This window comes from Streptomyces viridiviolaceus (assembly GCF_014650995.1).
Taxonomy (GTDB): Bacteria; Actinomycetota; Actinomycetes; order Streptomycetales; family Streptomycetaceae; genus Streptomyces; species Streptomyces viridiviolaceus.
In genome coordinates this window covers 40,545-63,989 of the sequence record NZ_BMWA01000002.1, presented here as the reverse complement: position 1 = coordinate 63,989, position 23,445 = coordinate 40,545, and the positions used below count along the sequence as shown (strand labels likewise).

Sequence of the window (23,445 nt, the reverse complement as noted above, 5' to 3'; positions counted from 1 at the left end):
CGCCGGCGCCGTCGGCGACGGATCCGGCAGGGCGGCAGCGACCGTCCGCCGAGGCGTCGCCGGGTCACGGAGCCGGTCGACGTCGGAGTCGCGGGGGAGCCTGACCGGCGTGGTCGCGGGCCACCGCCTGTACCGCGTCGGCCAGTCGGTCGAGGACCGCCGCCGCCTGCTCGTCGGTGATCGTCAGGGGCGGCAGCAGCCGTACGACGTTGCTGCGGCGGCCTGCGAGGTCGACGATCAGGCCTCGGCGCAGGCACTCCCGTTGGACGGCGGCCGCGAGTTCGCAGGAGGCGGGGCGAGCGGGGCGCGGAGACCGGACCGCTGGGGCGGCGCGGTCATCGTGGGGCCGTTCGGTGACGGTGCTGGGTTCGCTCTCGGGAGCCACCAGCTCGATCCCCGTCATCAGGCCCCGCCCGTGCACGCCACCGATGCACGCGAATTCACCAGCCAGTGTCCCGAGTTGGGCAAGGAGGCGGGATCCGAGGGTGGCCGCGTGCTCGGCGAGCCGGTTCTCGCGGACGTGGGCGAGGGTCGCCGTGCCTGCGGCCATGGCGAGCTGGTTGCCGCGGAAGGCGGCGACATGGGCGCCGGGCTCCCAGGTACCGAGATCGTCACGGTGGACCACGACGGCCAGCGGCAGGCTGCCGCCGATCGCCTTGGAGAGGACCATCACGTCGGGGGTGACACCACTGTGCTCCACACCCCAGAAGGCACCGGTCCGCCCGACGCCGGTCTCGGTCTCGTCGACGATCAACGGAACGGACCGGTCGGCGGTGATCTGCCGCATGCGCCGCATCCAGGCATCGGATGCGGGAACGAAGCCGCCCCCGCCCTGGGCCGGATCGAGCAGCACCGCGGCGGGCGGCCGCCCGTCCGGCCCGGCCTCGTGGAGGGCGGACTCGATCCAGCGGACGGCGAGTTCGGCTTCGCGCTCGTCCACGACGCCGTACGGGCAGCGGAGGTCCTGCGGATACGGCTGCCGCGCGGCCCCTGTGCGCGGGGCGTCGTCGGGCGTGGCCTCGTCCAGGCCGGTCACCGCGTCGCGGGCGCCGGAGAACGTGATCGTCACGGTTCGCCCGGTCGCGGACCGGACGAGCCCGACGGCGGTTGCGACCGCGTCCGTACCGGCGGGTCCGCAGAACCGCACGCGCGCCCGGTCGGCGAGTGCGGGCGGCAGTGTGCGGAGCAGTTCGGTGACGAAGGCATCTCTGACAGGGGAGTCCAGATCCATGACCTGAAGCGGGGCGCCGGAGTCGAGGACCTTGCGGATCGCCTCCAGCACGACCGGGTGGTTGTGTCCGAGGGCGAGTGTCCCGGCGCCCGAGACGCAGTCGAGGTAGCGGCGTCCGTCCGCGCCCTCGATGGTGAGGCCACGGGCGCGGACCGGAACGATCGGCAGGGCGCGCGCGTAGGTGCGTGCTGCCGGTTCGCGCGCCGGCTGGCGCCTGGGGACCGCCTCGCGGACAGTACGTGCTCCCGGGGGCGCCTTCTCTCCGGCCCTCTGCGCAGCGTTCCGCGCCGACTTTGCTGTCCCACCGGGTCCTTCGGCCGCGCCTGCACAGGTTCCGACCTCACCGGACGCCAACACCCCGTACGCGGATTCCGCCACGGCTCCCTGTCCTCCCGCTGTCCACAGGCGAGTCGACGCATCGTGTCGCCATCGGCACAGGGGACCGCACCAGGACAGCAGGCCCCTGCCGCTACCAACCCCGGACCGCTGACGGGGTTACGGGTTGCTTCAAGATCCTTGCCGTGACGTAACCGTTGCCGTTCCGTCGGAACTCCCCCACAGCGAGCGCATAGTGTGTGATGCCGTTCCAGGGCGCCGTGCGGTCCGTAGGAACCCGACGCGGGATCAGATGCGAGACCACGGCCGCTGCACCACGTTCGCTCAAGCAGGGGGAGTCACCACCATGCGATCCATACGGCCGTCGTTCACCACTCGCGGACACAGGAGTGGGCGGCGCAGAACCCTCCCCCTGCCGGCCGCCGTGGCGCTGGCGTCGGCACTCGCGCTCACCGTCACCGCCTGCGAGGGCGACGCCGAGGCGGGCGGCGAGGCCTCGGCCTCCGCGTCCGTCGCGGACGACGGCAAGGGCAACGGCGAGATCAGGATCCCGGACCACATCAAGGACAAGCTCAAGGAACACGGGATCGACGTCGACAAGTGGAAGAACGGCGCCTGGAAGAACTGGGACAAGGACGACTGGCTGCGCGAGGCGCAGGACTTCGTCAACCCGATCATCGAGGACCTGTGGGACCCGGACCGCATGCGGGACGCCGAGGAGCCGGATCAGCAGGTCGACGACAGCGACCTCTCCGGTGACCAGGGCGTCACCGACCCGGAGCCCGCGCCGGTTCAGGCGCAGGCCGTTCCGCCCAAGTACCACGACAACGCCGCCACGGCCGGGAAGCTGCTCTTCGACTCCCCCGAGGGCTCGATGGTCTGCTCGGCGACGGTCGTGAAGGACCCGGCGAACCCCGGCAAGTCCAACCTGGTGTGGACGGCCGGCCACTGTGTGCACGCCGGCAAGAAGGGCGGCTGGTACCGCAACATCGCCTTCGTGCCGTCGTACAACGACGCGGGCAAGTCGACCGAGGAGCTGCAGAACGCCACCAAGGAGGAGGTCGCTCCCTACGGTGTCTGGTGGGGCGACTGGGCGCAGACCTCGGACCAGTGGATCGAGCAGGGCGGTGCGACGGGCGGCGACGGCGCCTCGTACGACTTCGCCGTCATCCACGTGACGCCGGAGAAGGGCAGCGACGGCAAGTCGCTGGAGGAGACGGTCGGCGCGGCGCTGCCGGTGGACTTCGACGCGCCCGCCGTGCCGCAGGCGAAGAACGTCACGGCGATCGGCTACCCGGCCGCGGCGCCGTACGACGGGCAGAAGCTGTTCCAGTGCGAGGACAAGCCGGGCCGGCTGTCCATCAGCGCTTCGGACCCGACGATGTACCGCATCGGCTGCACGATGACCGGCGGCTCGTCCGGCGGCGGCTGGGTCGGCACGGGCTCCGACGGCAAGCCGGCCCTGCTGTCCAACACCTCGATCGGCCCGGTCACGGCGGGCTGGCTGGCCGGTCCGCGGCTGGGCGAGGAGGCCAAGGGCGTGTACGAGGCGGTCAGCGGAAAGTTCGCCGGCCAGTGAGCGGTCGTTGATCACCGACGGCGGTGGGGGACGGCCCGGCCGACTGGACCACTCACCGCCGTTCGGCCCGCTCCACGAGCGCTGGGGGCACCGGTCGGGAAGTGCCGGCCGACGACCTCGCTCAATGACAAGCACATGACATAAGTGGATATCCGACGTTCCAACGGGGGTCATCGCACCATGCGTTCCACTCACGCGTTCGCCGCGCCACGGCGCGGGCGACGTACCGTACTGGCCGCCGCCGGACTGGTCGCGGCCCTGGCACTCACCGTGACCGCCTGTGGCGGCGGGGAGAAGGACAAGGCCGACGCCAGGCCCAGTGGCGCCGCCTCCCGGGCCGCCGACGCCGGCAACGGTGGCGACGGCGACATCGAGATACCGGCCGACATCGCGGACCGGCTGAAGGAGAACGGCATCGACGTCGACGAGTGGAAGGACGGAGGCTGGCGGGACTGGGACAAGGACAAGTGGCTCAGTGAGGCCAAGGACTTCGTCAACCCGATGATCGAGGGTCTGTGGAAGCCGGAGCGGATGAAGTCCGCGAAGGAGGCCGACAAGACCATCACCACGCAGGACGCCGCCGCAGACCAGGGCGTCAGTGACCCGGAGCCGGCCCCCGTCGAGGCCGAGGCGGAGAAGACGCCGTACCACGAGAACGCGGCCCCGGTCGGCAAGGTCTTCTTCGACTCCCCCGAGGGCTCGATGGTCTGCTCCGGCACGGTCATCAAGGACGTCAACCACCCCGGCAAGTCCAACCTGGTGTGGACGGCCGGCCACTGCGTGCACGCCGGTGGCGGCGGCGGCTGGTACCGCAACATCGCGTTCGTGCCGTCGTACAACGACCTCGGCAAGTCCGAGGCGGAGCTGGCCGACGCCACCACGACGGAGATGGCTCCGTACGGCACCTGGTGGGCCGACTGGGCCTCGACCTCCAACCAGTGGATCCAGGGCGGTTCGGAGACCGGCGGGGACGGGGCCCCGTACGACTACTCCGTACTGCACGTGAAGCCCGAGCAGGGCAGCAAATCCCTGGAGGAGACGGTCGGCGCCGCGCTGGAGGTGGACTTCTCCGCCCCGTCCGCGACCGAGGTCCCCAGCATCGGTGCCTGGGGTTACCCGGCGGCGGCGCCGTACAACGGGTTGACGATGTTCCAGTGCGTCGACCGGCCCGGACGGCTGTCGCTGAGCCCGTCCCTGCCGACGATGTACCGCATCGGCTGCACCATGACGGGCGGCTCGTCCGGCGGTGGCTGGTTCCGGGTGGTGGACGGCGAGACGAAGCTGGTCTCCAACACCTCGATCGGCCCGGCCGACAGCACCTGGCTGGCCGGCCCCCAGCTGGGTCGGGAGGCCGAGGCGATGTACCAGAGCATGAGCAAGGCGTACGGCGGTCAGTGAGCCCCGCGCGACGAAGGCCCGCCCCCTGCGGTGAACAGGTGGCGGGCCTTCCCGCGATCGGCTGCCTTCACGGAGTCGGCTGCCGGACCGGGCGTCAGGCGAGCTGCGCCGGAACGTACGGGGCGAGTTCCGCCGCCAGTTCCTCGTGCACCCGCACCTTGAGCAGGGTGCCCTCCGGGGTGTGCTCCTCGGAGATGACCTCGCCCTCGTCGTGGGCGCGGGCGACCAGCTTGCCGTGCGTGTACGGCACGAGCGCCTCGATCTCGACGGCCGGGCGCGGCAGCTCGTTGTCGATCAGGGCGAGCAGTTCGTCGATGCCCTTGCCGGTGCGCGCGGAGACGGCGATGGACCGCTTCTCGACCCGCATCAGCCGCTGGAGCACCAGCGGGTCGGCCAGATCGGCCTTGTTGATCACGACGATCTCGGGCACGTCGGTGGCGCCGACATCCCTGATCACCTCGCGCACGGCGGCCAGCTGCTCCTCCGGAGCCGGGTGCGAACCGTCCACCACGTGCAGGATCAGGTCGGATTCGCCGACCTCCTCCATCGTGGAGCGGAACGCCTCGACCAGGTGGTGCGGCAGGTGCCGGACGAAGCCGACGGTGTCCGCCAGCGTGTACAGCCGCCCGCTGGGGGTCTCGGCCCGGCGCACGGTCGGGTCAAGGGTCGCGAACAGGGCGTTCTCGACCAGCACGCCCGCGCCCGTGAGGCGGTTGAGCAGCGAGGACTTACCGGCGTTGGTGTAGCCCGCGATGGCGACGGACGGCACCTTGTGGCGCTTGCGCTCCTGGCGCTTGATCTCGCGGCCGGTCTTCATCTCCGCGATCTCCCGGCGCATCTTCGCCATCTTCTCGCGAATCCGGCGCCGGTCCGTCTCGATCTTGGTCTCACCGGGGCCACGGGTGGCGAGGCCGCCGCCCTTGCCGCCGCCCATCTGCCGGGACAGCGACTGACCCCAGCCGCGGAGCCTCGGCAGCATGTACTGCATCTGCGCGAGCGCGACCTGGGCCTTGCCCTCTCGGGACTTGGCGTGCTGGGCGAAGATGTCCAGGATCAGGGCCGTACGGTCGATGACCTTGACCTTGACGACGTCCTCGAGGTGGATCAGCTGGCCCGGGCTGAGCTCACCGTCGCAGATGACGGTGTCCGCGCCCGTTTCGAGGACGACGTCTCGCAGCTCATCGGCCTTGCCGGAGCCGATGTAGGTCGCCGCGTCGGGCTTGTCGCGGCGCTGGATGACCCCGTCGAGCACCAGTGCGCCCGCGGTCTCGGCCAGGGCGGCCAGTTCGGCGAGGGAGTTCTCGGCGTCCTGCACGGTTCCCGAGGTCCAGACGCCGACGAGGACGACCCGCTCCAGACGGAGCTGACGGTACTCGACCTCGGTGACGTCCTCGAGCTCTGTGGAGAGGCCCGCAACCCGGCGCAGAGCCGCGCGGTCGGAGCGGTCGAACTGCTCGCCGTCCCACTCCGAGTCGATCTCGTGGCTCCAGGCGACGTCCTCTTCCATCAGGGCATCGGCCCGAAGGCCCTCGGGGTAGTCGCGCGCGAGACGCTTGGTGTCCTGGGAAGGGGAAGAAGAGGAGGTCATTGGATCCTTACGTAGCTGGGAAACGAATGGTGCGGCACTCTTCACAACGCACGAGCCGCCGGGGAGATTCCCGGCTCCCGTGCCGCGCCGTCACGAAGATGGTCGCACGGAACGGGGCGTCTCGTCACCGGCTTATTCGGTGCGCGCCCCGCCTGCCGCCGAGGGCTTCCAGTCCGGGTGGCCGGGCATCGGCGGGGTCTTCTCGCCGTACAGCCACGGGTGGAGGAAGCCGCCCAGATCACGGCCGGCGATCTCGGAGGCGAGCCGGACGAAGTCCGCGGTGGTGGCCGTGGCGTCCCGGTGCCGGGTCACCCAGGCCCGTTCGACGCGCTCGAAGGCCGGGCTGCCGATCTCCTGGCGCAGGGCGTAGAGGACGAGTGCGGCTCCGTCGTAGATGTTGGACCGGAAGATGCCGATCTTGCTGCCGGGCTCTGGGGGCTTGGGAGCGGCCGGCGGTCCGCCCGCCGCGCGCCAGCCGTCGGAGGCTCCGTAGGCGGCCTTCATCCGCGCCCGCAGGGGCTTGTCCGCCTTCTCCTGCGCGTAGAGGGCCTCGTACCAGGTGGCGTGTCCTTCGTTGAGCCACAGGTCGGACCACCGGTGCGGGCTGACGCTGTTGCCGAACCACTGGTGGGCCAGCTCGTGCACCATGATCGATTCGACGTACCACCGGGGGTAGGCACGCTCGGTGAAGAGGTCCTTCTCGAAGAGCGAGAGCGTCTGGGTCTCGAGCTGGAAGCCGGTGACGGTGTCGGCCACGAGCAGGCCGTACGTCTCGAAGGGATAGCGCCCGACCTTGCTCTCCATCCAGGTGATCTGGCTGGGGGTCTTCGTCAGCCAGGGTTCGAGTGCCGCGCGGTGCTCCGCGGGCACGACGTCCCGTACGGGCAGTCCGTGCGGGCCGGTGCGGTGCAGCACCGCGGAGCGGCCGATGGACACCTGGGCCAGCTCGGTGGCCATGGGGTGCCTGGTCCGGTACGTCCAGGTGGTCGTCCCGCCGGCCCGGTCGACGTCGGCCGGCGCGCCGCTCGCGACGGCCGTGTGACCGTCGGGGGCGGTGACACGGATGGTGAACAGCGCCTTGTCGGAGGGGTGGTCGTTGCAGGGGAACACCAGGTGGGCGGCGTCGGCCTGGTTGGCCATGGCCAGACCGTCGGCGGTGCGCACCCAGCCGCCCTCGCGCTTCTTCGGTGGCACCGGGTCGCTGCTGTGCCGCACGGTGATCCGCATCCTCTCCCCCTCCTCGAGCGCGTCCACGGGCGTGACCACGAGGTCCTCGCCGACCGGGGTGAAGGAGGCGGGAGCGCCGTCGACCTCGACCGATTCGACCTTTCCGTGGGCGAAGTCGAGGTTGAACCGGTCCAGGTCGGCCGTGGTCCGGGCGTCGATCGTGGTGACGGCCTTCAGCGGTTCGTCGTTCTTGCCGGAGTAGGTGAAGGACAGGTCGTACGCCGCCACGTCGTACCCGGGATTGCCCAGGTGCGGGAAGAGGCGGTCGCCGACGCCCAGCGGCACCGGCGGGGCGCTCGCGGCGACCAGGCAGACGGAGACGGCCGAGGCCAGCAGCGCCGCCCTGAGCCGACGGCTGCTCGCGCGGGGGCGGGATGTCGGGGCGTGGGGGGTGTGCAGCATGCCCCACGGCTATCAGCGCGCGCGTGCGCTGCGGCGACGGCGCGCGCCCGGCGCACCCGAACGGGTCCTTCGTACGGCCTTCGGCCGGTCCGGTACCGGCTCGGTCCCGGCGCGGACGGCGGCTGCGCGCGGTCAGGCGCCCGGCGGCCGCGACTGCGCGCGGTTCACGTCGTAGACACCGGCGACGTTGCGCATGGCGCGCATGAGGGCGGGCAGGTGGGCCGCGTCCGGGAGCTGGACGGTGTACGTGTGGCGCACGCGCTGCCGGTCCGGGGGTTCGACGGTGGCGGAGACGATCTCGGCGCCTTCGAGGGCCATGGCCTCGGTGAGGTCGGCCAGCAGGTGCGGGCGGACGAACGATTCGGCGAGCAACGTGACCCGGCACCCGGCGGTGTCGCCCCAGCGCACGCCGATCTCCGTACGCCCGCCGCTCTTCATCCGCGCCACCACGGCGCACTCGGCGCGGTGGACGGTCACCACGCCACCGCGCACGGCGAAGCCGGTGACCTCGTCGGGAGGGACGGGGGTGCAACAGCCGGCCAGCCGTACGGTGGCGCCGACCCGGTCGACGAGGACGTCGGGGGTGGCCGGGCGGGTGGCCGGCCCCGGGGCGGTACGGCGTACGACGGGGCCCTCGTCGGCGGGCCGGTCGGTCTCCGGGCGCTCCTCGGCCTCCGCGGAGCCGTCGTGTCCCGGATGGGTGGCGAGCCACCGCTGGATGGCGATCCGGGCGGCGGGGGTGTGCGCGTGCTCCAGCCACTTCCGGGAGGGTTCGGAGGCGGGGTCCTGGCCCATCAGGAGCTGCACGGTGTCGCCGTCCCGCAGCACCGTGCTGAGGGTCGCGAGGCGACCGTTGACGCGGGCCCCGATGCACGCGTGCGCGTCCTCGCCGTACTGGGCGTAAGCGGCGTCCACGCAGGTCGCGCCCTCGGGCAGCCCCAGAGTGCCGCCGTCGGGCCGGAAGACGGTGATCTCGCGGTCCTGCGCGAGGTCCTCACGGAGGGTGGACCAGAAGGTGTCGGGGTCGGGCGCACCCCGCTGCCAGTCGAGGAGGCGGGAGAGCCAGCCGGGCCGGGTCGGGTCGGCACGCTCGCCGTCGCTCGCGGTCTGCTCCTCCGCGGACGGCGCGTAGGGGTTGCCGAGCGCAACGACCCCGGCCTCGGCGACCTTGTGCATCTGGTGGGTGCGGATGAGCACCTCGACGACCTGTCCGTCACCGCGGGCGACCGCCGTGTGCAGCGACTGGTACAGGTTGAACTTGGGGACGGCGATGAAGTCCTTGAACTCCGAGACCACGGGCGTCATGCAGGTGTGGAGTTCGCCCAGTACGCCGTAGCAGTCGGCGTCCTCCTGGACGAGCACCAGGAGGCGGCCGAAGTCGGCGCCGCCGAGCCGGCCGCGTTTGCGGGAGACGCGGTGCACGGACACGAAGTGACGGGGCCGGATGAGGACTTCGGCCGGGATGTCGGCCTCGCGCAGCACCTTGCGCACCTCGTCGGCGACCCCAGTGAGCGGGTCGTCCGCGCGGGCGGCGTTCTCGGCGATCAGTTCCCGCGTGCGCTCGTACTCCTCGGGGTGCAGGACCGCGAAGACCAGGTCCTCCAGCTCGGTCTTGAGTGCCTGGACGCCGAGCCGTTCGGCGAGCGGGATGAGGACGTCCCTCGTGACCTTGGCGATGCGCTCCTGTTTCTCCCGGCGCATGACACCTAGGGTGCGCATGTTGTGCAGCCGGTCGGCGAGTTTGATCGACATCACGCGGACGTCGTTCCCGGTGGCGACGAGCATCTTGCGGAAGGTCTCGGGCTCGGCGGCGGCGCCGTAGTCGACCTTCTCCAGCTTGGTGACGCCGTCGACGAGATAGCGGACCTCCGCGCCGAACTGCTCGCCGACCTGATCCAGCGTCACGTCGGTGTCCTCCACGGTGTCGTGGAGGAGGGAAGCCGTCAGGGTCGTGGTCTCGGCGCCCAGTTCGGCGAGGATCAGGGTGACGGCGAGCGGGTGCGTGATGTAGGGCTCGCCGCTCTTGCGCATCTGCCCGCGGTGCGAGGACTCGGCCAGCAGATAGGCGCGGCGCAGCGGATCGAGGTCGGCGTCGGGGTGGTGGGCGCGGTGGGCCTCGACGACGTGGCCGATGGCGTCGGGGAGCCGGTCGCGGGCGGCGGGGCCGAGCAGCGCGGCCCGGCCCAGGCGGCGCAGGTCGATCCGGGGGCGCGCCTTCCTGCGGGGCGCCGTCGGTGCGACGGCGCCCGCCGTGGGCGTCGCCGGGCCCGGGCTCGCAGGGTTCGTGGCCTCCGCGTTCATGGGCACCTCCGGCAGCGTGGACCGGCGGACGGGGCGTCCCAGGGCGGACACGGCTCAGGGGATGGCTGCGGTCCCTCGTCCGGGCCGGTGCTTGATGCTATCGAGCCCATCACGCGCATCCGACCGCCTCTCGCCGAGCGTGAAACGGATCACCCATTCGAGCGAAGCCCCGAGGGATTACGTTTTCGCACGGAGTGTCCCGCACCGGGCTGTGGTTCAGGCCAGGGCTCCTTCCAGCCACTGCGCGTCGAACTCGCCCTCGGCGACGATCACCGCGGGGCCCGTCATCTCGATCTCGCCGTCGGGCCGCTCGGTGATCACGAGGGTGCCGCCCGGAACGTCGACGGTGTACGTGGCCGGGGTCCCGGTGGCGGCGGGGTCGGCGCCGTCCCGGCGGGCGGTGGCGACGGCCACGGCACAGGCGCCCGTGCCGCACGAGCGGGTCTCCCCCGAGCCGCGCTCGTGGACGCGCATCGCGACGTGCCCGGGGCCGCGGTCGACCACGAACTCGACGTTCACCCCGTCCGGGTACGCGGCGGCCGGCTGGAACGGCGGCGGGTTGAGGAGGTCACCGGCGTGGGCGAGGTCGGCCACGAAGGCCACCGCGTGCGGGTTGCCCATGTTCACGTTCCGCGCGGGCCAGCTGCGCTCGCCGACGCTCACCGTGACCTCTCCCTCGGGGAGCACCGCGCGGCCCATGCCGACGGTGACGGCACCGTCCTTGGCGATGTGCACGGACTTCACGCCCCCGCGGGTGGCGACGGCGAGGTCGCCCTCCTCGACGTGCCCGGCGTGCTGCAGGTAGCGCGCGAAGACCCGCACGCCGTTGCCGCACATCTCCGCGACCGAGCCGTCGCCGTTGCGGTAGTCCATGAACCACTCTGCCTCGGCCGCCATGCCCTTGGCCTCGGGATGCGCCGCGGACCGCACCACGTGCAGCAGGCCGTCACCGCCGATGCCCGCACGGCGGTCGCACAGGGCGGCGACGGCGGCGGGGGGCAGGTCGATGGCGTTCTCGGGGTCCGGGACGATCACGAAGTCGTTCTCAGTGCCGTGCCCCTTGAGGAAGGCGATCCGCGTGCTCATTCCTCGATCGTACGGGGTGGCTGCGACAGGACGACGTGGCCTCGGGCCTCGAGGTGGACGGGGATGCCTCGGGGCGGCGGGGACGGCCGGCGTCAGCCCCGCAGGCGCGCCACCCGCCACACGGCGAGCACGACGATGCAGGCGACCGCCAGGGCGTACGCGAGGACGACCCGCCAGTCGGCGCGGCGGCCGGAGCCGCGCTGCGGGAGGCCGGGCCAGGTGTAGCCGACGCGGCGGGCGGCCATCATGCCCCAGCCGGCCGCGCACGAGCAGATCAGCAGGCCCAGCATCGCGATCACTGCACCGCTGTCGCCGAAGTCGAACGCGAGCGGGAAGGCGAACATCAGGGAGCCGACCGAGGCCAGGCCCACGATGGGGGCGAGCTGCCAGATCCGCAGCCGGCGCTGCGGACGGAGCTCGACCTCGACCTCGTCCCCGCCCGCGTACATCTCCTCGGGCTCGGGACCGTCGGCGGCCACACCGCCCGGTGCGCCGTCGCGGCCGTCGGGGCCGTCGGGGCTCAGACGGGCCCCGTCCGGCTCCGCTTCGCCGTGGTCGGCGGCGACGTGCTCGGTGCTCGGTGCGGTGTCGCGAGGGCCGGCCTCCATCGCCACGCGCCCTCCCAACTAGGACTCACTCGGTCGATCGAAGCTCGATGATGGCACGGCCCCGATGGCCGGGATGACGGTCGGGGTGTCCCGATGCCATCACGTGATCAGGCTGTAACCGGTCGTTCGACCAACGACAGGGCACGCCGGGGAAGTTCCGTGAGATCCGCCGCAGCCCCACTCAACCAGTGCACCCGGGGATCGCGCCTGAACCACGAATCCTGACGGCGCGCGAAGCGTTTGGTGGCCCGGACGGTCTCGTTCCGGGCCTCGTCCAGGGTGCACTCGCCGGCGAGCGACGCGAGTACCTGCTGATAGCCCAGCGCGCGCGACGCCGTACGCCCCGTGCGCAACCCCTGCGCCTCGAGTGCGCGCACCTCGTCCACGAGGCCGGCCTCCCACATCCGGTCCACCCTGCGTGCGATGCGCTCGTCCAGCTCGGGGCGCGCCACGTCCACGCCGATCTGCACGGTGTCGTAGACGGAGTCGTGGCCGGGCAGGTTGGCGGTGAAGGGCTTGCCCGTGATCTCGATCACCTCCAGCGCCCGAACGATGCGGCGGCCGTTGCCGGGCAGGATCGCCCGCGCGGCCTCCGGGTCGGCGGCGGCCAGCCGGGCGTGCAGGGCCCCGGAGCCGTGCAGCTCGAGCTCGTCCTCCAGCCGGGCCCTGACCTCGGGATCGGTGCCCGGGAACTCCAGGTTGTCCACGGCCCCACGGACGTACAGCCCGGAGCCGCCGACCAGGATCGGCCACCTCCCGTCGGCGAGCAGGGCGTCGATCCGCTCCCGGGCCAGCCGCTGGTACTCGGCGACGGAGGCGGTGACGGTCACGTCCCAGATGTCGAGCAGGTGGTGCGGCACGTCGCCGCGCTCCTCGGGCGTCAGCTTTGCGGTACCGATGTCCATCCCTCGGTAGAGCTGCATGGAGTCGGCGTTGACGACCTCACCGCCGAGTCGCTGGGCCAGGAAGACGCCCAGATCGGACTTTCCGGCCGCAGTCGGTCCGACGACGGCGATGACGCGGGGGGCGGGGGGTGCGCTGCTCACCGCACCAGTCTCGCAAACCTCTCACCCTGCCCCCGAACGAGTTACGTGACGGTGCGAAGCCGGGGTCGTTGCCCGTTGCGAGGTTCCCGCCCCCGGATCACCGAGGCGGTGGTCCCGGGCCACGCAAACGGGCGCACCGGATGCCGCGGGATTTCGCCCGCACGAGTAACGTATGGAGTGGATATGGGCGTTTTTGCACGGTTTCTTCGGAGGTCGAAGACCACGGAGGCCGCGTCGGCCGCCGAGACGCGAGCCGACGCAGCGGCCGCGGAGGACACGGCTGAGGAGAAGGCCGAGGCCAAGGGACCGGCCGGTGCCGGAACCAAGGAGACGGAGGAGCCGGAGACGGCCGGGTCCGCCGGGCCGGACGGCGTCGAGATCCCGAAGCAGCAGTCCGCCGACGGAGCCGTCGACAACGAGACCGACAAGGGCGCCCGCACGTAACTGCCCCGCGAGGGAAGGTGAACCATGGGTCTCATGGACAACTTGAAGGCCAAACTGGGACCGGCGAAGGGCAAGGTCTCGGACCTCGCGCAGCAGCACGGGGACAAGGTCCAGCACGGTCTCGACAGGGTGGCGAAGACGGTCGACGAGAAGACCAAGGGCAAGTACAGCGACCGGATCCACACGGGCACGAGCAAGGCCAAGGGTGCCATGGACCGCCTCGCGCACAAGGACACCCACGAGGCGGGCGGAAGCACACCGGGCGCCACGCCCCCCGGCACCACCCCTCCGGGCACCACACCGCCGGCCGGGCCGCCGCCGACGTCCTGACCGACGGCCTGCGGGCCGCCCGCACTGGACGTGCGCAGGCCCGCACGTCCACACAAGCACCGATGCGCCGACGAAACGGCGGACGGCCCCGAAGCACCCGGCTCCGGGGCCGTCCGCCGTCCCCGCGCGAGCCCCCCGCCCGACGGGACTGCCGCGCGCTCCGGCCCCTACGACCAGGCGGCGACGACGTACCCCACGCCGTAGGGCGCGTCCTCGTACAGCATCGCGCCGCCCAGGGTCGTGCCCTCGGCCGCTCCCGCGAGGACCTGCCAGGGGGCCCGGCCGGACACCTTCAGCTCTCGGGCCAGCCCGGCGTCGAGCGCCATGAGGGAGGCCACGTCCGCCGCGCCGAGTGCGCGCCCGACCTCCGCGTCGAAGGGTTCGGCCCGCTCGTCGAGGTAGCCGGGCGCCTTGAGCGTCCGGCACGCACTGGCGTCGCCCAGGACCAGCAGCCCCACCCGCCCGGCCCGCGCGGCGATGTCCCGTCCGATGCCGGCACACCGCTCGGCCGCGAGGGGTTCACCCACGCCGAGTCCCTCGACCGGGGCGTCGGACCACCCGGTCCGCCACAGCAGCCAGGCACCCACGGCGAGTCCGTACGGAAGCTCCCCCGCCGGCCCCGGCCCGTCGTCCGGGCCGAGGGACACGTCGAGGTCCACACCGAAGCCGCGGAACGACCCCCGCGTGCCCTGCGGATAGCTCTCGGGCCCGGCACCCCGTGCGGGCCCGACGACCACGAGCCGGTCGGGCCGCGCGGCGGCGAGCACTCCCAGCGCGTCCGTGCACGCGGCACGCGCCGCGTCCAGCTCGGGTGCGGCACCCGCGGCGACCTCCGGCACAAGGAGGGGCGGGCAAGGGCAGACTGCGGCGGCGACAAGCATGATCGGCAGCGTAACCCCGGACGACCGGTGGGGCGGCCACCGGGAGCCCGCCGAACCGCCCGGCACCGCTCGGAGGCGTCCACTCCCGTGCACGAAGGGGCCCGCACGACTTCGGTCGTGCGGGCCCCTTCGTCGTCTCTCAGTCGCAGCCGCAGCCGCTCGCCACGACCGGCAGCGGCTCGGGCGCGCCGATCTTCGGCAGGCCCAGCATGACGCCGGCGGGCTTGGCCTGCTCGGCGGCGTTGCGCTTCTCCCAGGCGTCGCCCGCGCGCGTGCGGCGCACGTCGAGCACCGCACCCTCGGCCAGAAGGTGGTGCGGGGCGGCATAGGTGATCTCGACCGTCACCACGTCACCGGGCCTGACCTCCCGGTCGGGCTTGGTGAAGTGCACCAGGCGGTTGTCGGGGGCGCGGCCGGACAGGCGGTGGGTGGTGCCGTCCTTGCGGCCCTCGCCCTCGGCGACCATCAGCTCCAGGGTGCGGCCGACCTGCTTCTTGTTCTCCTCCCAGGAGATCTCCTCCTGGAGGGCGACCAGACGCTCGTAGCGTGCCTGGACGACGTCCTTGGGGATCTGGCCGTCCATCTCGGCGGCCGGGGTGCCGGGCCGCTTGGAGTACTGGAAGGTGAACGCCTGCGCGAACCGGGCCTCGCGCACCACGTGCAGGGTCTGCTCGAAGTCCTCCTCGGTCTCGCCGGGGAAGCCCACGATGATGTCGGTGGTGATCGCCGCGTGCGGGATGGCGGCCCGCACCTTCTCGATGATCCCCAGGTAGCGCTCCTGCCGGTAGGAGCGGCGCATCGCCTTCAGCACCGGGTCCGAGCCGGACTGGAGCGGCATGTGCAGCTGCGGCATCACGTTCGGCGTCTCGGCCATGGCGGCGATGACGTCGTCGGTGAAGTCGCGGGGGTGCGGGGAGGTGAAGCGCACGCGCTCCAGGCCGTCGATCTTGCCGCAGGCACGCAGCAGCTTGCTGAAGGCCTCGCGGTCGCCGATGTCGGAGCCGTAGGCGTTGACGTTCTGCCCGAGCAGGGTGATCTCGGAGACGCCCTCGGCGACGAGGGCCTCGACCTCGGCGAGGATGTCGCCGGGACGGCGGTCCTTCTCCTTGCCGCGCAGCGCGGGGACGATGCAGAAGGTGCACGTGTTGTTGCAGCCGACGGAGATGGAGACCCAGGCCGCGTACGCGCTCTCGCGCCGGGTCGGCAGCGTGGAGGGGAACGCCTCCAGCGACTCGGCGATCTCGACCTGCGCCTCCTCCTGCACGCGGGCGCGCTCCAGGAGCACCGGGAGCTTGCCGATGTTGTGCGTGCCGAAGACGACGTCCACCCAGGGCGCCCGCTTCACGATGGTGTCGCGGTCCTTCTGCGCCAGGCAGCCGCCGACCGCGATCTGCATCCCGGGCCGGCGCGCCTTCTTCGGCGCGAGGTGGCCGAGGTTGCCGTAGAGCTTGTTGTCGGCGTTCTCGCGCACCGCGCAGGTGTTGAAGACGACGACGTCCGCGTCGCCGTCGGAGCCCTCGGGGGCGCGGACGTAGCCCGCGTCCTCCAGCAGACCGGACAATCGCTCGGAGTCGTGGACGTTCATCTGGCACCCGTAGGTGCGTACCTCGTACGTGCGCGTGCCGCCCACTGACTGGCTCCGGTCGATGCTGCTCATGGCAATAAGGGTAGGCGGTCGGCGGCAGTGGCCCGGGCCGCCTGTGGACAACCGGCGTCCTGGCCGGTCAGGGCTCGATGAGGCCCGCGCGGATCGCGTACCGGGTGAGTTCCAGGCGGTCGCGGACGCCGAGTTTCTGCAGAAGGTTCGCGCGGTGCCGCTCGACGGTCTTGGCGCTGATGAACAGCAGTTCGCCGATCTCCTTGGAAGTGTGGCCCTCGGCGACGAGCTTGAGGATCTCCTCCTCGCGCTCGGTGATGGGCCGCTCGGGCAGGCCGCCGCCGCTGTGCAGCCGGTCCAGGTAGGAGCGGACGAGGGCCCGTTCCGCGCCCGGGTAGATGAACGGCTCGTCGCGCACCGCCGCCCGGCACGCCTCGACGAGGTCGCGGTCGGCGACGGACTTCAGGACGTACCCGCAGGCGCCGGCCTTGAGCGCCTCGAAGAAGTACTGCTCGTTGTCGTACATCGTCAGGATGAGGATGCGCAGGTCGGGCAGTCGGCGGGAGAGTTCGCGGGCCGCCTGGAGCCCGGTCATGCGGGGCATGGCGACGTCCAGGACGGCCAGGTCGACCTCGGTGGCCCGGGCGGCGGCGACCGCCTCGGCACCGTCCCCGGCCTCGGCGACGACCGTGAGGTCGGGCTCTCCGTCCAGTATCAGGCGCACTCCCCGGCGTACGAGGGTGTGGTCGTCGGCGAGCAGGACGCGGATGGGAGGCCGTGCGGACATCAGGTGGCTCCGGTCGGGACGGGGACGCGCAGGCGTATGTCGGTGCCCCGTCCGGGGGCGGGTTCGATGTGGATCTCGGCACCCGTCAGCAGGGCGCGCTCGCGCATGCCGCGGATGCCCGCGCCCTCCGGTGCCCCGCCCAGGCCGGTGCCGTTGTCGCGGACGAGGAGTTCGACGCCGTCGGGCGCCCGCCGGAGGGTGAGTTCGGCCCGGTCGGCGGCGGCGTGGCGGGCGGTGTTGGTCAGTGCCTCCTGGGCGACCCGGTAGATCACGAGCTCCGACTCCGGGGTGAGTTCGGGCAGGTCGCCGGAGACGTGGTGGCGGACGGTGAGGCCGTGGTGGGTGTACTCGGCGGCCAGCGAGCGCAGGGCGCTGGCGAGGCCCAGCTCTTCCAGGACGCCGGGGCGCAGCCGGCGGGCGATGCGCCGGATCTCGTCGAGTCCGGCCCGGGTGGCCTCCTGGGCCAGGGCCACGTCCTCCCGCAGTTCTCCGGGCACCCGGTCGGCGACGCGCTTGAGCTGGAGGAGGACGGCGGTGAGCGTCTGGCCGACCTCGTCGTGCAGTTCCCGGGCGATGCGGTGGCGCTCCCGTTCCTGCGCGTGCAGGGCGCGGCCCGCGCCGGCGGCGCGCTCGGCCTGGAGGCGGTCGAGCATCGTGTTGTACGTCGCGATCAGCTCGGCGGCCTCCGCCGGCCCGGAGACGGCCGGGCGGGAGCCGGGTCGCAGCAGGTCCGCGGTGGCCATGGCCCGGCCCAGCCGGCGCAGCGGGGTGAGCCCGATTCGCAGGACGACCGCGTTGCCGGCCAGCAGCGCCGCGAGGCCCCCGAGCAGGAGCAGCGCCTCCCCCGGCAGGACGGGAGTGGAGACGGTGACCGGTCCCAGCAGCAGCCCGGTGGCCGCGACCAGGCCCACGGCGTTGAGCGAGAAGATCCGCCAGAACAGGGACACGGTCCTCTTCCCGCTCCTCCCTGCCCTCCCGGCTTTCCCCCACGACACCGCCGCGGCCAGTCTCCCCGCCCCCGCCCGGCTGCGTATATCCGTCACGACACCCATATCGCCACCGTACGTGCGGATGACAGCATGACGACGCCGTGCGCGCGTCACGCACGTGCAGCAACTCATGCAAGACGAACGAGGGGAAGACACGTGTCCGCTCCACGCCTGAGGGCGACGCCGCTGCCGGGTATCGGGGTGCAGTACGACCTGGTGACCCGGGAGCACCGCCACCTGTCGGTGGTGGCACACCGCGACGGCGCCCGCACGGTGAACGTGTACCGGGCCGACGACCCCGATTCCTGCGCGCACTCCCTGAAGCTGACCGGCTCGGAGGCGGGCGCTCTGATCGACGCGCTGAAGCCGTCCCATCACAGCGCGAACCTGCTGCACACCTCGGATCTCGGGCTGGTCGCCGAGCGGATCGAGGTGCCCGCGACCTCCCGCTGGAACGGCCGGGTGCTCGGCGAGACCCGGATGCGGACCGACACGGGCGCGTCGGTCGTGGCGGTGCTGCGCCACGCCGAGGCGATCCCGTCGCCCGCGCCGGACTTCCGGCTGGTGGGCGGCGACACCCTGATCGTCATCGGCACCCGCGAGGGCGTCGACGCCGCCGCGGCGATACTCGGTCGGGAGTGAGCCGGTGCACTCCGCGGTACTGCTGATCGAGTTCGGTTCCATCATCCTCGGCCTCGGCCTGCTCGGCCGCTTCGCCGGCCGCTTCGGCATCTCGCCCATACCCCTGTACCTGCTGGCCGGTCTGGCGTTCGGCACGGGCGGGCTGCTGCCGCTGGGGGCGAGCGAGGAGTTCGTGGCCACCGGCGCCGAGATCGGCGTCATCCTGCTGCTGCTCATGCTGGGGCTGGAGTACACGGCCGGCGACCTGGTGACCAACCTCAAGTCCCACTATCCGGCGGGGCTCGTCGACTGCGCGTTCAACGCCCTGCCCGGCGCGGTGGCGGCGCTGCTGATGGGCTGGGGCCCGGTGGCCGCCGTCGTCCTGGCCGGCGTCACATGGATCTCGTCGTCCGGCGTCATCGCCAAGGTGCTCGGCGATCTCGGCCGGATCGGCAACCGGGAGACGCCGGTGATCCTCAGCGTCCTGGTCCTGGAGGACCTGGCGATGGCGGTGTACCTGCCCATCGTCACGGCCCTGGTGGCCGGGGCCGGCCTGATGACCGGGAGCATCACCCTGGCGATCGCGCTGGGCGCGGCCGGGCTGGTGCTGTTCGTGGCGGTGCGCTACGGCCGCGTCATCTCCCGCTTCGTCTCCAGCGACGACCCGGAGAAGCTGCTGCTGGTGGTGCTGGGCCTGACGATCCTGGTGGCCGGCGTCGCGCAGCAGCTGCAGGTGTCGGCCGCGGTGGGGGCGTTCCTCGTGGGCATCGCCCTGTCCGGGGAGGTCGCCGAGGGCGCGCACACGCTGCTGAGCCCGCTGCGCGACCTGTTCGCCGCCGTCTTCTTCGTCTTCTTCGGACTGCACACCGACCCGGCGAGCATCCCGCCGGTGCTGCTCCCCGCGCTCGCGCTGGCCCTGCTGACCGCCGTGACGAAGATCGCCACCGGTTACTGGGCGGCGCGGCGCGCCGGGATCTCCGTCAAGGGCCGCTGGCGCGCGGGCGGTGCGCTGGTGGCGCGCGGCGAGTTCTCGATCGTCATCGCCGGCCTCGCGGTCTCGGCCGGCATCGAGCCGTCGCTGGGCCCGCTGGCCACGGCGTACGTCCTCATCCTGGTCGTTCTCGGCCCCCTCACCGCCCGCTTCACCGAGCCCCTGGCGACGCGCTTCTTCCGCCGGCGTGACGACCTCGACCGCCCCGGCGGGGCCCCCGAGGGCGCGCCGCGGGAGGCCGAGGCATCGGTGGGCGACTGAGGTACGCGGGGTGACTCGGGCGCCGCTGGACGCCGGGCGCCCGGGGGTCAGGTGCCGTCGCCCGGCGTCCAGCCCTGTCGGCGCAGTACGCCCGTCACGTCCGGTGCCTCGTAGTGGTCGCCCTTGAGGACCTTGCCGTCGGCTCTGCGGGCGACCTGGCCGTCGGGGCCCAGCTTGGTCATGTTGGAGCGGTGGATCTCGGCGATCACCGCGTCGAGGTCGATGCCGTGGACCAGCGCCGTGCCGTACGCGACGTAGACCACGTCGGCCAGTTCGTGCGCGAGCCGGTCGAGCGGGCCCGTCACCGACACCTCGGCGACCTCCGCGGCCTCCTCGGCGAGCAGCCTGCCTCGCTGCGCCGCGAGTTCCGACGGGACCTCGGTCGGGGTGGTGCGGGCGTCCAGCCCGAAGGCGAGGTGGAAGGCGCGGACCAGGTCGGCGGGCGAAGTGCTCATGCCGTCGACTGTAACGAGCGCCTCGGACAATCGGCCCCGTGTGGCCCGCGGGGGGAGTCCTGTGAGCTCGGTCCTGGTCAGCGGGGACACGGGGCTGGCAGGATCGCGGCCATGTCCAAGCTGTTCTCCCGTATCGGCAGGCGCCGGGCCCTCGAGGGCGCCGGCGCCGGTGTCGTCGTCCTCGGGCTGCTGCTGTGGTGGCTGCTGCCCCTGGGCGAGGAGCCGCCGAGCGGGACGATCACGTTCAGCACGGGCACGCGCGCGGGGGTGTACCAGAAGTACGGCGAACTGCTGCGCGCCGAGCTGCGCAAGGACATGCCGGACCTGAAGGTGCGGCTGCTGACCAGCGCGGGTTCGCAGGAGAACGTCGAGCGGGTGGCGAGCGGCGAGGCCGACTTCACGATCGCGGCCGCCGACGCCGTGGAGACGTACAAGCTCCTCGACCGTCCCGCCGCCGACCAGCTGCGTGGTGTCGCCCGGCTCTACGACGACTATGTGCAGCTCGTGGTCCCGACCGACTCGGACATCCGGTCCGTGGCGGATCTGCGGGGCAAGCGCGTGGCCATCGGGCTGCCCAACTCGGGCGTGCGGCTGATCGCCACCCGGCTGCTGACGGCCGCGGGCATCGATCCGGAGCGGGACATCACACCCCGCTCGGACGGCATCGACACCGGGCCCCGACGGCTGGGGAACGGCATCGACGCGTTCTTCTGGTCGGGCGGGCTGCCGACGGACGGGCTGAGGAAGATAGCCGGGAGCTCCGCCTTCCGGTTCGTACCGATAGGCGAGGATCTCGTCGGTGAACTGCACGCCCAGGGCGGCGCGACCCGCTACTACCGGGCCACCAACATCCCCGAGTCGGCCTACCCGACCGTGCAGAACGGCTCCGCGGTACCGACCCTGGCCGTGTCCAACCTGCTGATGACGCGCGCGGACATGGATCCGCGGCTCACCCAGTGGCTGACCCGGACCGTCCTGGACAGCCGCGACGGCATCGGCGCGCACGTGCACTCGGCCCAGCTGGTCGACCTGCGCACGGCGATATACACCGACCCGTTGGGGCTGCACGAGGGCGCCCGGCGCTACTACCGGTCGGTCAAGCCGTAGGCGTCCTCGGGGGCGTTGCGCGTTCCCGTCCTGGGCACGGTCACGGTCACCGTCAGTCCGTGCGGCTCGTGGTGGCCGAAGGAGATCGAGCCGTCCCCGGCCGCGAGGAGCGCCCGGCAGATGGACAGGCCCAGACCGGAGCCCTTGACGTTCTGGTGCCGGCCGCTGCGCCAGAAGCGGTCGCCGACGCGGCCCAGCTCCTCGTCCGTCAGGCCGGGGCCGTTGTCACTGACGACGACCGTGGTGGTGTCGCCCGTGGAGGCGACCGTGACCTCGACGGTCTCGCCCTCGGGCGTGAACTTCACCGCGTTGTCGATGACGGCGTCCAGCGCGCTGGAGAGCGCCACCGGGTCGGCCCAGCCCGTGGTCGGCGGGCAGTCCCCGGCCAGCGTCACGCCCTTGGCGTCGGCCGTCGGCGCCCAGGCGGCGACCCGTTCGGCCGCCAGCGCGCCGATGTCGGTCACCTCGAGGTGGGCGTCGCTGTGCTCGGCCAGTGCCAGGTCGAGCAGGTCGTCCAGGACCCTGGCCAGGCGCTTGCCCTCGGCCTGGACGGACGCGATCTCCTCGTTGCCCTCGGGCAGTTCCAGGGCGAGCAGCTCGATGCGCAGCAGCAGGGCCGACAGGGGGTTGCGCAGTTGGTGCGAGGCGTCGGCGACGAAGGCGCGCTGCTGCTCCAGCACGTCCTCGACGTGGTCAGCCATCTCGTTGAACGAGCGGGCCAGACGCCTGAGTTCCGGCGGTCCCCCGGCCGGGGCGACCCGGGACTTGAGCCGTCCGGTGGCGATGTCGTGGGTGGTGGCGTCCAGGACCCGTACGGGTCTGAGCACCCAGCCGGTCAGCCGGAGCGCGGCCCCGACGGCGAGCAGCATCGCGGCGATCTCGCCGGCGCCGATGAGCAGCCAGCCGTTCAGGGTGCGCGACCGCATCGAATCGGTGGGCGAGTCGGTGACCACGACCGCGACCACGTCCCCGTCCCGGATGACCGGCGAGGCGACCACGAGACGGCCCCGCTCCCATGGCCACACCTGCTGCGGGTCGTGGCTGCGACGGCTGAGCAGCGCCTCGTCGAAGGCGGCCCGCACCTCGCCGCTCTGCGGGAGGAACCAGGTCGTCGGCGCGTTGGCCATGGGGATGTGGTTGCGGTAGAAGACGCCCGCCTGAATGCCGTAGACCTCGTAGTAGCTGGTCAGTTCGGCCTGGAGGGTCTCCAGGCGCTCGTCCGTGGACGTGGTGCGCGATCCGCCGGGTGCGTCGGTGACGAACTGGGCGAGCGCCGCGAAGCGCGCCGTGTCGTCGATGCGGTCGACGACGACCTTCTGCTGCTCCGCGCGGGCGACGCTGACGGCGAGCGGGACGCCGAGCGCGAGCAGCACGGCCGCCATCAGGACGATGAGCAGCGGGAGCAGGCGAGTGCGCACCCGGCCCCGCTATGCGGTGGGGGCGACGAGGCGGTAGCCGACGCCGCGTACGGTCTCGATGAGCGCCGGCATGCGCAGCTTGGCGCGCAGGGAGGCGACGTGCACCTCCAGGGTGCGTCCGGTCCCCTCCCAGCTGGTGCGCCAGACCTCGCTGATGATCTGCTCCCGGCGGAAGACGACGCCGGGCCGCTGCGCGAGCAGGGCGAGCAGGTCGAACTCCTTGCGGGTGAGCGGGACGACCGAGCCGTCCACGGTGACCTGGCGGGTCGGCAGTTCGATGTGCACCGGGCCGAGGCGCACGGTCGTCTCGGCGGCGCCCGGGGCGTCCTCGTGGGCGGTGCGCCGGCTGACGGCGTGGATACGGGCCAGCAGTTCTCCGGTGTCGTACGGCTTGACCACGTAGTCGTCGGCACCGAGGTTGAGGCCGTGGATGCGGGAGCGGACGTCGGAGCGGGCGGTGACCATGATCACCGGGGTGCTGGTGCGCTTGCGGATCTTGCCGCAGACCTCGTAGCCGTCCTGGTCGGGCAGGCCGAGGTCGAGCAGGACGACGCCGAACCCCTCGCCCTCGGGGACGAGGGCCTGGAGCGCCTCCTCGCCGCTGCGCGCGTGGGTGACCTCGAAACCGTGTCGCGCCAGGACCGCCGACAGGGCGGCGGCGACGTGGTTGTCGTCCTCGACCAGCAACAGTCTCATCCAGGCCCCCTTCGGTTCATCGGCCGTACGATCAGGATGGCTAAAAAGCACATGCACGCGCGCGTG

The 23,445-nt window shown here is 72.3% G+C and carries 21 protein-coding genes; 7 read left to right on the top strand and 14 right to left on the bottom strand.

Annotated elements, in window-relative coordinates; translation table 11 throughout:
• Positions 1–64 precede the first annotated feature (64 nt).
• Positions 65–1,609: an aminotransferase class III-fold pyridoxal phosphate-dependent enzyme gene (locus tag IE260_RS02430; protein ID WP_373303304.1), complete on the bottom strand. Its 1,545-nt coding sequence runs from the start codon at positions 1,607–1,609 to the stop codon at positions 65–67.
• 304 nt (positions 1,610–1,913) lie between these two features.
• Here IE260_RS02430 and IE260_RS02425 point away from each other — a divergent pair, with 304 nt between their 5' ends.
• Positions 1,914–3,146, top strand: a complete 1,233-nt coding sequence (locus IE260_RS02425) for a trypsin-like serine peptidase (RefSeq protein WP_189868759.1) — start codon at positions 1,914–1,916, stop codon at positions 3,144–3,146.
• Between the two features lie 180 nt (positions 3,147–3,326).
• Entirely contained in the window at positions 3,327–4,544 is a 1,218-nt protein-coding gene (locus IE260_RS02420) for a trypsin-like serine peptidase (RefSeq protein ID WP_189868758.1), read from the top strand.
• 94 nt (positions 4,545–4,638) lie between these two features.
• On the opposite strand, the gene hflX is transcribed toward IE260_RS02420, so the two are convergent.
• The 6 genes from hflX to miaA form a co-directional block, all read right to left on the bottom strand.
• Positions 4,639–6,132 (bottom strand): GTPase HflX, encoded by a 1,494-nt coding sequence (gene hflX / locus IE260_RS02415; RefSeq protein ID WP_189868757.1) that lies wholly within the window; start codon positions 6,130–6,132, stop codon positions 4,639–4,641.
• A gap of 132 nt (positions 6,133–6,264) precedes the next feature.
• Complete coding sequence (locus IE260_RS02410) at positions 6,265–7,761, bottom strand: M1 family metallopeptidase (protein ID WP_189868756.1); 1,497 nt, start codon at positions 7,759–7,761, stop codon at positions 6,265–6,267.
• A 132-nt stretch (positions 7,762–7,893) separates the two neighbouring features.
• A complete protein-coding gene (locus IE260_RS02405; RefSeq protein ID WP_189869045.1) occupies positions 7,894–10,062 on the bottom strand; it encodes a RelA/SpoT family protein in 2,169 nt (722 codons plus the stop codon).
• Between the two features lie 216 nt (positions 10,063–10,278).
• Positions 10,279–11,148 carry a diaminopimelate epimerase gene (gene dapF, locus IE260_RS02400; protein ID WP_189868755.1) on the bottom strand — a complete coding sequence of 290 codons (870 nt, stop codon included), beginning with the start codon at positions 11,146–11,148 and terminating at the stop codon, positions 10,279–10,281.
• Positions 11,149–11,240: 92 nt separating this feature from the next.
• Entirely contained in the window at positions 11,241–11,756 is a 516-nt protein-coding gene (locus tag IE260_RS02395) for a hypothetical protein (RefSeq protein WP_189869044.1), read from the bottom strand.
• Between the two features lie 107 nt (positions 11,757–11,863).
• Positions 11,864–12,802, bottom strand: coding sequence for a tRNA (adenosine(37)-N6)-dimethylallyltransferase MiaA (gene miaA / locus IE260_RS02390; RefSeq protein WP_189868754.1), 939 nt, complete (start codon positions 12,800–12,802; stop codon positions 11,864–11,866).
• A 183-nt stretch (positions 12,803–12,985) separates the two neighbouring features.
• On the opposite strand from miaA, the gene IE260_RS02385 reads away from it, so the two are divergent.
• Positions 12,986–13,246 carry a hypothetical protein gene (locus IE260_RS02385; protein WP_189868753.1) on the top strand — a complete coding sequence of 87 codons (261 nt, stop codon included), beginning with the start codon at positions 12,986–12,988 and terminating at the stop codon, positions 13,244–13,246.
• Positions 13,247–13,270: 24 nt separating this feature from the next.
• Positions 13,271–13,576: an antitoxin gene (locus IE260_RS02380; RefSeq protein WP_189868752.1), complete on the top strand. Its 306-nt coding sequence runs from the start codon at positions 13,271–13,273 to the stop codon at positions 13,574–13,576.
• Between the two features lie 167 nt (positions 13,577–13,743).
• On the opposite strand, the gene IE260_RS02375 is transcribed toward IE260_RS02380, so the two are convergent.
• From IE260_RS02375 to IE260_RS02360, 4 genes are all read right to left on the bottom strand, one after another.
• Complete coding sequence (locus tag IE260_RS02375) at positions 13,744–14,457, bottom strand: class III extradiol dioxygenase subunit B-like domain-containing protein (protein ID WP_189868751.1); 714 nt, start codon at positions 14,455–14,457, stop codon at positions 13,744–13,746.
• A gap of 139 nt (positions 14,458–14,596) precedes the next feature.
• Positions 14,597–16,114, bottom strand: coding sequence for a tRNA (N6-isopentenyl adenosine(37)-C2)-methylthiotransferase MiaB (gene miaB, locus IE260_RS02370; protein WP_189868750.1), 1,518 nt, complete (start codon positions 16,112–16,114; stop codon positions 14,597–14,599).
• Positions 16,115–16,181: 67 nt separating this feature from the next.
• Positions 16,182–16,841 (bottom strand): response regulator, encoded by a 660-nt coding sequence (locus IE260_RS02365; RefSeq protein ID WP_189868749.1) that lies wholly within the window; start codon positions 16,839–16,841, stop codon positions 16,182–16,184.
• The gene (locus tag IE260_RS02360) at positions 16,841–17,893 is read right to left on the bottom strand and encodes a HAMP domain-containing sensor histidine kinase (RefSeq protein WP_189868748.1); all 1,053 of its coding nucleotides are present in this window, start codon (positions 17,891–17,893) and stop codon (positions 16,841–16,843) included. The genes IE260_RS02365 and IE260_RS02360 overlap by 1 nt, the downstream gene beginning before the upstream one ends.
• Positions 17,894–17,986: 93 nt before the next feature.
• On the opposite strand from IE260_RS02360, the gene IE260_RS02355 reads away from it, so the two are divergent.
• Complete coding sequence (locus tag IE260_RS02355) at positions 17,987–18,472, top strand: cation:proton antiporter regulatory subunit (RefSeq protein WP_189868747.1); 486 nt, start codon at positions 17,987–17,989, stop codon at positions 18,470–18,472.
• A gap of 4 nt (positions 18,473–18,476) precedes the next feature.
• Entirely contained in the window at positions 18,477–19,703 is a 1,227-nt protein-coding gene (locus IE260_RS02350) for a cation:proton antiporter (protein WP_189868746.1), read from the top strand.
• 47 nt (positions 19,704–19,750) lie between these two features.
• Here IE260_RS02350 and IE260_RS02345 read toward each other — a convergent pair whose 3' ends face one another.
• The gene (locus IE260_RS02345) at positions 19,751–20,158 is read right to left on the bottom strand and encodes a pyrophosphohydrolase domain-containing protein (RefSeq protein ID WP_189868745.1); all 408 of its coding nucleotides are present in this window, start codon (positions 20,156–20,158) and stop codon (positions 19,751–19,753) included.
• 111 nt (positions 20,159–20,269) lie between these two features.
• Here IE260_RS02345 and IE260_RS02340 point away from each other — a divergent pair, with 111 nt between their 5' ends.
• On the top strand, positions 20,270–21,265 hold the full coding sequence (locus IE260_RS02340) for a TAXI family TRAP transporter solute-binding subunit (RefSeq protein WP_189868744.1): 996 nt from the start codon (positions 20,270–20,272) through the stop codon (positions 21,263–21,265).
• Here IE260_RS02340 and IE260_RS02335 read toward each other — a convergent pair.
• Positions 21,244–22,683: a sensor histidine kinase gene (locus tag IE260_RS02335; protein ID WP_189868743.1), complete on the bottom strand. Its 1,440-nt coding sequence runs from the start codon at positions 22,681–22,683 to the stop codon at positions 21,244–21,246. The two genes, IE260_RS02340 and IE260_RS02335, sit on opposite strands and share 22 nt — an antisense overlap.
• Positions 22,684–22,692: 9 nt before the next feature.
• Complete coding sequence (locus IE260_RS02330; RefSeq protein WP_189868742.1) at positions 22,693–23,379, bottom strand: response regulator transcription factor; 687 nt, start codon at positions 23,377–23,379, stop codon at positions 22,693–22,695.
• Between the last annotated feature and the right edge of the window lie 66 nt (positions 23,380–23,445).